The following is a 6508-nucleotide window of genomic DNA, read 5'->3' as shown; positions in this document are numbered from 1 at the left end:
GCCTCAGATCGAGCAAAAGCTCACGCCAGCTCTCGGTGCTTTCGCGGAAGCCGTCGATCATCGCCAGAAGCTCCTTGTGGCCATATTCATCGGCCCCGACGATCACCAGAACGCATTGCCTTTCCTCAGCCATGCGCGGTTTGAAATACACCCCGTCGGCCCAGATGTAGAGAAAGCGCCGATGGCTCAGGTCGCGCCTTTGCCAAGCCTCATAGTCGTTCCACCAATCCGCCTTCAGCCGCGTGATCGTCTTGGCGGAAAGCCCATTGGCATTGGGGCCAAGAAGCGCTGCCAAGGCTTCGCTGAAGTCCCCCGTGCTGACCCCCTTGAGATAAAGCCAGGGCAGCAACTCCTCCACTGATTTCGCCTTGCGCAGGTATCGCGGCAGGATGCTGGGCGTGAAGGTGATCTTGTCCTCCCCGGGCTTGCGGTCTCGCACCCGCGGCACTTTCACCGGCACGGGGCCAATGCCGGTCATCACCTCGCGTTCGGGTAAGTGTCCATGGCGCACCAGGCGCGCACGCCCATCCTCAAGCTTCTCCTTGGAAAAGGCGGCCATGAGCGTGGCCAGCTCGGCGTGGATTGCCTGTTCGATCAGCTTGCGCGCGCCATTGCGGAGAACGTCGGTGAATGCATCGGCGCTAAATCCCGATGGATCGGGGAGTTGGGTGATGGTATTCTCTGGCATGTGGCATATCCCTTTCTCGGCTGAGAATTGACGGCGCGTGAACACCGCCATGATATGCCGCCCCTCAGGGCATCACCAACTTTCGCTCATTACTCCAACGACAGCCGAGCCGATCTCACCTGGGTCCTGCTCCGCCTCCTCTGCAGCATGACGGAAAGCCACGTCTTGGTTGAACCCTAAGGCAGTATTGATTTTTTGCCTTCTCGGACTATCTAATAAGCGTTTCTGCTGGCAACAGGTTGGACAGATGCTTCCCGTCCTGTCGAAAGTCATGGCGACCGTGAACGCGCCCTATAGCGTGGCGGTAACGCCTGCCCAGCTGGCGGCCAGCATTGCCGATCCCGAGAGTGCTGTCGTCTGCGACCCTGCGACCTTTGCATTCCTGTCGGAAGTATCTCTGAACCTGCAGCATGCCTTCATTGATGCAATGGCCGTCGACCCGGAAAAGGTTGCCTTGGTAGCGAGGAAATTTTCTGACCTTGCCGGTTACAGGCTTCCGCTCGCATCCTGATGAATACCCCCACCCCGAGCCGGTGGCCCGAGCTTTTCGACCAGGCAATGGCGATCGTCGATCAAGCGAATGCAATTGGCATTGCCATGAACGACTGGACGTTCGGTGGTGGCACTGCCCTCATGCTGCAGATCGGGCACCGCGATAGTCACGATATCGACCTATTTGTCAGTGATGCACAATATCTGCCTTTTTTGAACCCCGAGACCCAGGGGTTCGAGCTCAGCCTCGTTCCAAGCGGCTACGAGACAGATGGAACAAGGGCCCTCAAGATCGTCTTTGAGGGGGTGGGCGAGGTCGATTTCATCTGCTGTCCTGCGGTTACAGATCACCCTTTTGAACGGGCAATCGTCAATGGTAGGGAGGTCAATCGCGAAACGCCGGCGGAAATACTCGGAAAGAAGATCGTCTTCCGCGGTGCAACGCTGCAACCTCGCGATATGTTCGATATTGCCGCCGCCGCTGTGGTGCTTGGCGAGGATGCTCTCGTTACCTCACTGAAGCCTTTGGCCGAGGCCAGTGGCGTGGCCTTGAAGGTGGCTCGCGGGATGAATCCCGACCTGGCTCGAACGGTGATGAGCCGGCTGATGGCACATCCAGACTACCAGGATCTTTATCTGACTGCGCAAGATGTTGCTTGCAGGGTGCTGCAGCGGGTGGCTGGCGAGACAAGCTGACGACCGGCGCTCCGTTACGCCGCTCCGACAAAAAGAACAAAACAACGGGACCACATGGGTCACCGTATTCCAGTTCGTGCAAGGTGTTCATTCGGCGGATCATTTCAGCCGTTCAAAGGTGCGAAGAGATCCTGCAGCGTGGCCCCGTCCAGGACCAGCAAGCTGCTGTCGCTGCTCTCGTCGAACAGGGCGTCGGCCAGGGCCTGCTTTCTCGCCTGGAGTTCCAAGATCTTTTCCTCGACCGTTCCGGCGGCGACAAGACGATGGACGAAGACCGGCTTCGTCTGGCCGATCCGATGGGCGCGATCCATGGCCTGGCGCTCGACTGCCGGGTTCCACCAAGGATCGAACAGGATCACGGTATCCGCCTCGGTCAGTGTCAGCCCCACGCCTCCGGCCTTGAGACTGAGCAAGAAGACCGGGGCACCCCCGCGCGCGAAGGCCTCCAGAACGGCGGCGCGGTCGCGTGTCTCGCCGGTCAGGCTGAGGCTGGCAATTCCGACTTCGCTCAAATCGGCCTCAATCAGGCGCAGCATCTCGACGAATTGCGAAAAAACCAGGACCCGGCGGCCCTCGGCCACGAGCTCGGTCAGCAATTCGCGCAGGCGCTCGCGCTTGGCGCTGTCGGTGACCGAACGCGCGGCCCCGGTCTTGGCCAAGGCGGGATCGCAGCAGACCTGCCGCAGCTTCAGAAGCGCGTCAAGCACCGTGATCCGCGCGGCGGCGAGCCCTCGGCTGCCGATTGCTTCGCGCACACGCTGGTCCATGGCGCTGCGCACCGTTTCGTAAAGCCCCTGCTGCGCCTTGGGCAGGATCACCAGGTCGAGTATCTCGGTGCGCGGCGGCAGTTCCGCGGCCACCTCCTCCTTGGTGCGGCGCAGAAGAAAGGGGCGCAGGCGGCGGTTCAGACGGGCCTGTGCGCTGGCATCGCCATGTTTCTCGATCGGGGTGCGGAACAGGGCCTGGAAGCGCTTCCGGTCGCCCAGAAGCCCGGGCACCACCCAGTCGAACAGAGTCCAGAGATCCTGGAGTGAATTCTCCATCGGCGTGCCAGTCAGGGCGATGCGCCCCTGGGCCGGGATCTCCCGCAGGGCCTTGGCCAACTGCGATGCCGGGTTCTTCAGGGTGTGGGCCTCGTCCAGAATGACCAGCGGCCATTGCTGCCCGGCCAGCCAGTCGCGATCCCGTGCCAGCAGGGGATAGGTGGTAATAACAAGATCGGCCTGGTCGAGCAGCTCGCGCAGCGCCTTACGATCCGGGCCATGCAGGATCAGCAGGCGCAGCTCCGGTGCAAATTGCGCGGCCTGGACCTGCCAGCCATGCAGCAGGCTCGTCGGCACGATCAGGAGCGCCGCGCCCTCGGTGCCGGCCTCGCGCCGGGCCTGCAGCAGTGCCAGCGTCTGGACCGTCTTGCCCAAGCCCATGTCATCGGCCAGCACCGCCCCGAACCCGGCACCCAGCAGCCCGATCATCCATGCCGCGCCAAAAGCCTGGTACTGTCGCAAATGCGCCTTCAGTCCGGCTGGTGCTTGCAGGTTTTCGCCCTTGGCCAAGGCTTCGAGATGTCGGGCGAGGGGCAGGATGCCGGCATGGTCCGAGAACCGCACCGTGCTTCCGTCCAGCGCCTCTTCCGCAAGTCGCGCGACCACGGCATCAGTGGGATGCAGGGCGCCCAGTTCGGCATGATGGCTCAGGAAGAGATGGAGAAGCGGTGCCAAGGGTGAGAGATCCAGCGCCGCATAGCCGTTCTTGCCCCGGTCGAGATAGATCGGCCGGACGGAAAGCTGCTGCCTGAGGGTCTCGGCATCCGGCACCTCCTTCCAATCCTCACGGATTTGCTCGAGGCAGGCGGCCAGCAAGGGGGCGACGTCGAGAGACCGGCCGCCGATCTCGGCGGTGAAGCCCAGCGAGAACCAGTCGTGACCTTGGAAAGCCTCACCCCTTTCCGCCTGAGTGGAGACTGAAAGGGAAGCGGCCTCGGGGCTGAGGCGATAGGGCCATTTCGCCGTCTCGTTGATCTCCCAGCCTTCGCCGCGAAGCGCCGGCAGGAGACCGAAGGCGAAGTGCAATGCGTCGCGTTTTTCGGTCATCCGAAGGGTGTGCGGGCTCATCTCGCCATCGGCGAAGGTGAAATCGCAGCCCAGCATCCGCTCACCCGGCCAGTGGAATTCCAGCTCCTCGACCGGAAGGGCACCTGCGTTCAGCAGTCGGGTCCTACAGGAGGCTTCCCATTCATGGTCCCGGGTCAGGCTGACCACCTCCCCGGCCACGACAAGGCGCGGATCCGTGCCATCCTCCGGGGCCTCAATTCCGTCATAGGCAAAGCGCAAGCTCAGCGTCGGCAGCAGCAGGCTGTTGCCCCAACGATGCGGACCGTCCTTCGCCTGCTCGGCCCCCAAGGTCAGCCGGGCGCAGCGCGCCTGTGCCGCGCGCTTGATCCGCCGCGTCTTGCGCGGGGGCGGCAGGGACATCCCCGCGACCGCCTCGGGCAGGGCCGCGCCGAGAGCCTCGGCCTCCTGCGACGAAACGGTCGGGCCGGAGGTGACGATCCGCAGCGCCGCATTATCGACCGCTCGGGCCATACGACCCATGAGACCGCCTTGCCGGTCAAGCCAGATCGTGGCCTCTCCGAGCGTCAGGAGTTCGAGTGCCTGCCCGTCCTCATCCTCGAAGCCCAGGTGCTGGTTGCCATCCGCCGTCATCCGCCAACCGAGCCGGGCATCAGGAAGGTGGTCGGACCAGCGGAGGTGCGCCTCCGGCGCATTGTCGTGCAGGAACCGGCCGCTGTCGCATAGCCTGCGCAAAAGGGCGGTCACCTCTTCTCCGCGTGGTCGCAGGAGTTCAGGGAGACCATAGCTGTAGGGTGCCTCCCAGAGCCGCGTCTGGGCCAGGGCGGCGAGCAGTTCGAGATCCAGGGGGCGGATGAACTTTGCAGGGGCGATGCTCCGCATCTCACGTAGAACGTCATGGCGGCGGATGGACTGGTTCAGCCCGGTTCCGGCGGCATTGATGCGACCCTTGTAAATGTCGATCTTGACCTGCGATCCGGAGGGCATGAGCACGTAGAGCAGGCGGTCCTTGACCGTGTCCGGATAGTCCTGCGGTCGCTCCACGGCAGGCGCGGATCGCGGGGCATAAGTGGCGAGGCTCTGCAGCCAGTTGCGCATCTCAAAGCTCAGACCGGTGCCGACCCCGGGAGAGCCTCGCTCGCTCCAGGTGATCAGCACGGCTGCCACATGCTTGCAATTGTAGCCCACCGGGCAGGAGCAGACGCCTTCGACCAGATCGCCCCGCACCGCAATATGCTGCTGATAGGTCCGACCCCGATCATTCACGACCCGCCCCTGCAGATGCCCGTTCGGCAATGGATCGACGGATCGCACAAACCCGCGGCGGCTATAGTCCCTGCCACGCTCTGCCGTATGGCAGTCGAATTGATCTTCAAACTGCATCATGCACCAACGTCCTATGCCGGGACGCTTGTCTACTGTCCATAGTCGAATGATTTGGAACAGGCGTCGTAATTTTGCTCCGTAGGCTCTGGCTTTGTCGGTTTAGGTTATGCTGCCTGGCGCTGTTGGTTCAAGTGTATCGGGGCACGGTTTTGAACGCCGTGCGCCGTTCATGCCGCCAGCTTGAACCCCGTGGTGGCTTTGGTTTCAAAGGCCAACCGCTCCGCGCGGATTGATCGGGCGTCCTGTGCCCGTGCTGCTCGCGCAGCCGACTGGCGTTGTGGAGAGCCGCGAACGCGGCCAGCGCCAGCCGGAGTTCGTCGACCGTGGCGAGGTGCCGGACCCAGAGGAGTTGCTCCTTCAGCGCCCGGATTGCCCGCGCGGGCACGCCGTTGCCCCCGCCCTGGCGAACGAAGGCGGACAAACTGGTCATGCCAAGGAACCGGATCTCGCGCTGGAAATCGCCCGACATGGAAGTCGAGCCGCCGTCATGGTACAGGACGAGACCCTGCGCCACGCCGGAGCCTGCCGATCGCGCCGAAGTTCCTGAACACCTCAAGCGCAGTTGCAGTGAACCGCAGCTTCGTCCGCATCGCGGCCAGCACCCTCCTACCCCGCGTTTCTGAAGCGAACATGAATGGCCAGTTTGGGGAAGCTGCGGCGCAGCACAATGCCGACCCTGTCCGTCAGCTTAGGGCCGTTTGCACCACATCAGGGCGCATTCCTTTTCATCACGTCCTGTTCGAGCGTCAGTCAAAACGCCGGTCCGGTCTCCACGGTCGCCAAGGCGATGTCCGGCCGGACGGTCGCCGTAGGCCCTGCGTGCTAGCCACGCTTGAAACTCAACGTCTTTCCAAGATCGCTCAAGCCGGGGCGTGGTCACTGTCCTTGGGCAAGCCCCGCAACGCCCAATCCACCCCGGCAGCTTGCAGCATCGGCACAAGGGTCGGGAAAACCCGAGGCTGTGCCTGGACTCCGGCCCAGCCTGACCGATGCCGCCCACTTATATCACCACCTAACCGGTCTGCCTTGCTTTCTTGAAGCTGCATTGGCCGCGGCAGACAAGATGACGGTGGGGGACCCACCGGCCTTTATAGCATAAGCTAGGGTGTGTTGACGTTCACCGGAGTCGGATGACGGTTGCGGCGAGAGCAATGAAGGCGCTGAAACTTTCATCAGT

General features: G+C 63.0%; 5 protein-coding genes. 2 read left to right on the top strand and 3 right to left on the bottom strand.

Going from position 1 to position 6508, the window contains the following annotated elements; genetic code table 11:
* On the bottom strand, positions 1–688 hold a 688-nt coding region (locus tag OU682_RS23185; protein ID WP_268944552.1), incomplete at its 3' end, for a transposase.
* A 247-nt stretch (positions 689–935) separates the two neighbouring features.
* On the opposite strand from OU682_RS23185, the gene OU682_RS23180 reads away from it, so the two are divergent.
* Both OU682_RS23180 and OU682_RS23175 read left to right on the top strand, forming a co-directional pair.
* Positions 936–1199, top strand: coding sequence for a hypothetical protein (locus tag OU682_RS23180; RefSeq protein WP_268944551.1), 264 nt, complete (start codon positions 936–938; stop codon positions 1197–1199).
* A gap of 47 nt (positions 1200–1246) precedes the next feature.
* Positions 1247–1876 (top strand): nucleotidyl transferase AbiEii/AbiGii toxin family protein, encoded by a 630-nt coding sequence (locus tag OU682_RS23175; protein WP_268944550.1) that lies wholly within the window; start codon positions 1247–1249, stop codon positions 1874–1876.
* A gap of 104 nt (positions 1877–1980) precedes the next feature.
* Here the strand turns inward: OU682_RS23175 and OU682_RS23170 are convergent, their stop codons facing one another.
* On the bottom strand, positions 1981–5211 hold the full coding sequence (locus tag OU682_RS23170; RefSeq protein WP_268944549.1) for a DEAD/DEAH box helicase: 3231 nt from the start codon (positions 5209–5211) through the stop codon (positions 1981–1983).
* A 247-nt stretch (positions 5212–5458) separates the two neighbouring features.
* The gene (locus OU682_RS23165) at positions 5459–5845 is read right to left on the bottom strand and encodes a hypothetical protein (RefSeq protein WP_268944548.1); all 387 of its coding nucleotides are present in this window, start codon (positions 5843–5845) and stop codon (positions 5459–5461) included.
* Between the last annotated feature and the right edge of the window lie 663 nt (positions 5846–6508).

Origin of the sequence: Paracoccus benzoatiresistens, assembly GCF_026913015.1 — a bacterium.
Classification (GTDB): Bacteria; Pseudomonadota; Alphaproteobacteria; order Rhodobacterales; family Rhodobacteraceae; genus Paracoccus; species Paracoccus benzoatiresistens.
The sequence above is the reverse complement of the archived record's forward strand: the minus strand, read 5'-3'. Positions and strand labels throughout refer to the sequence as shown.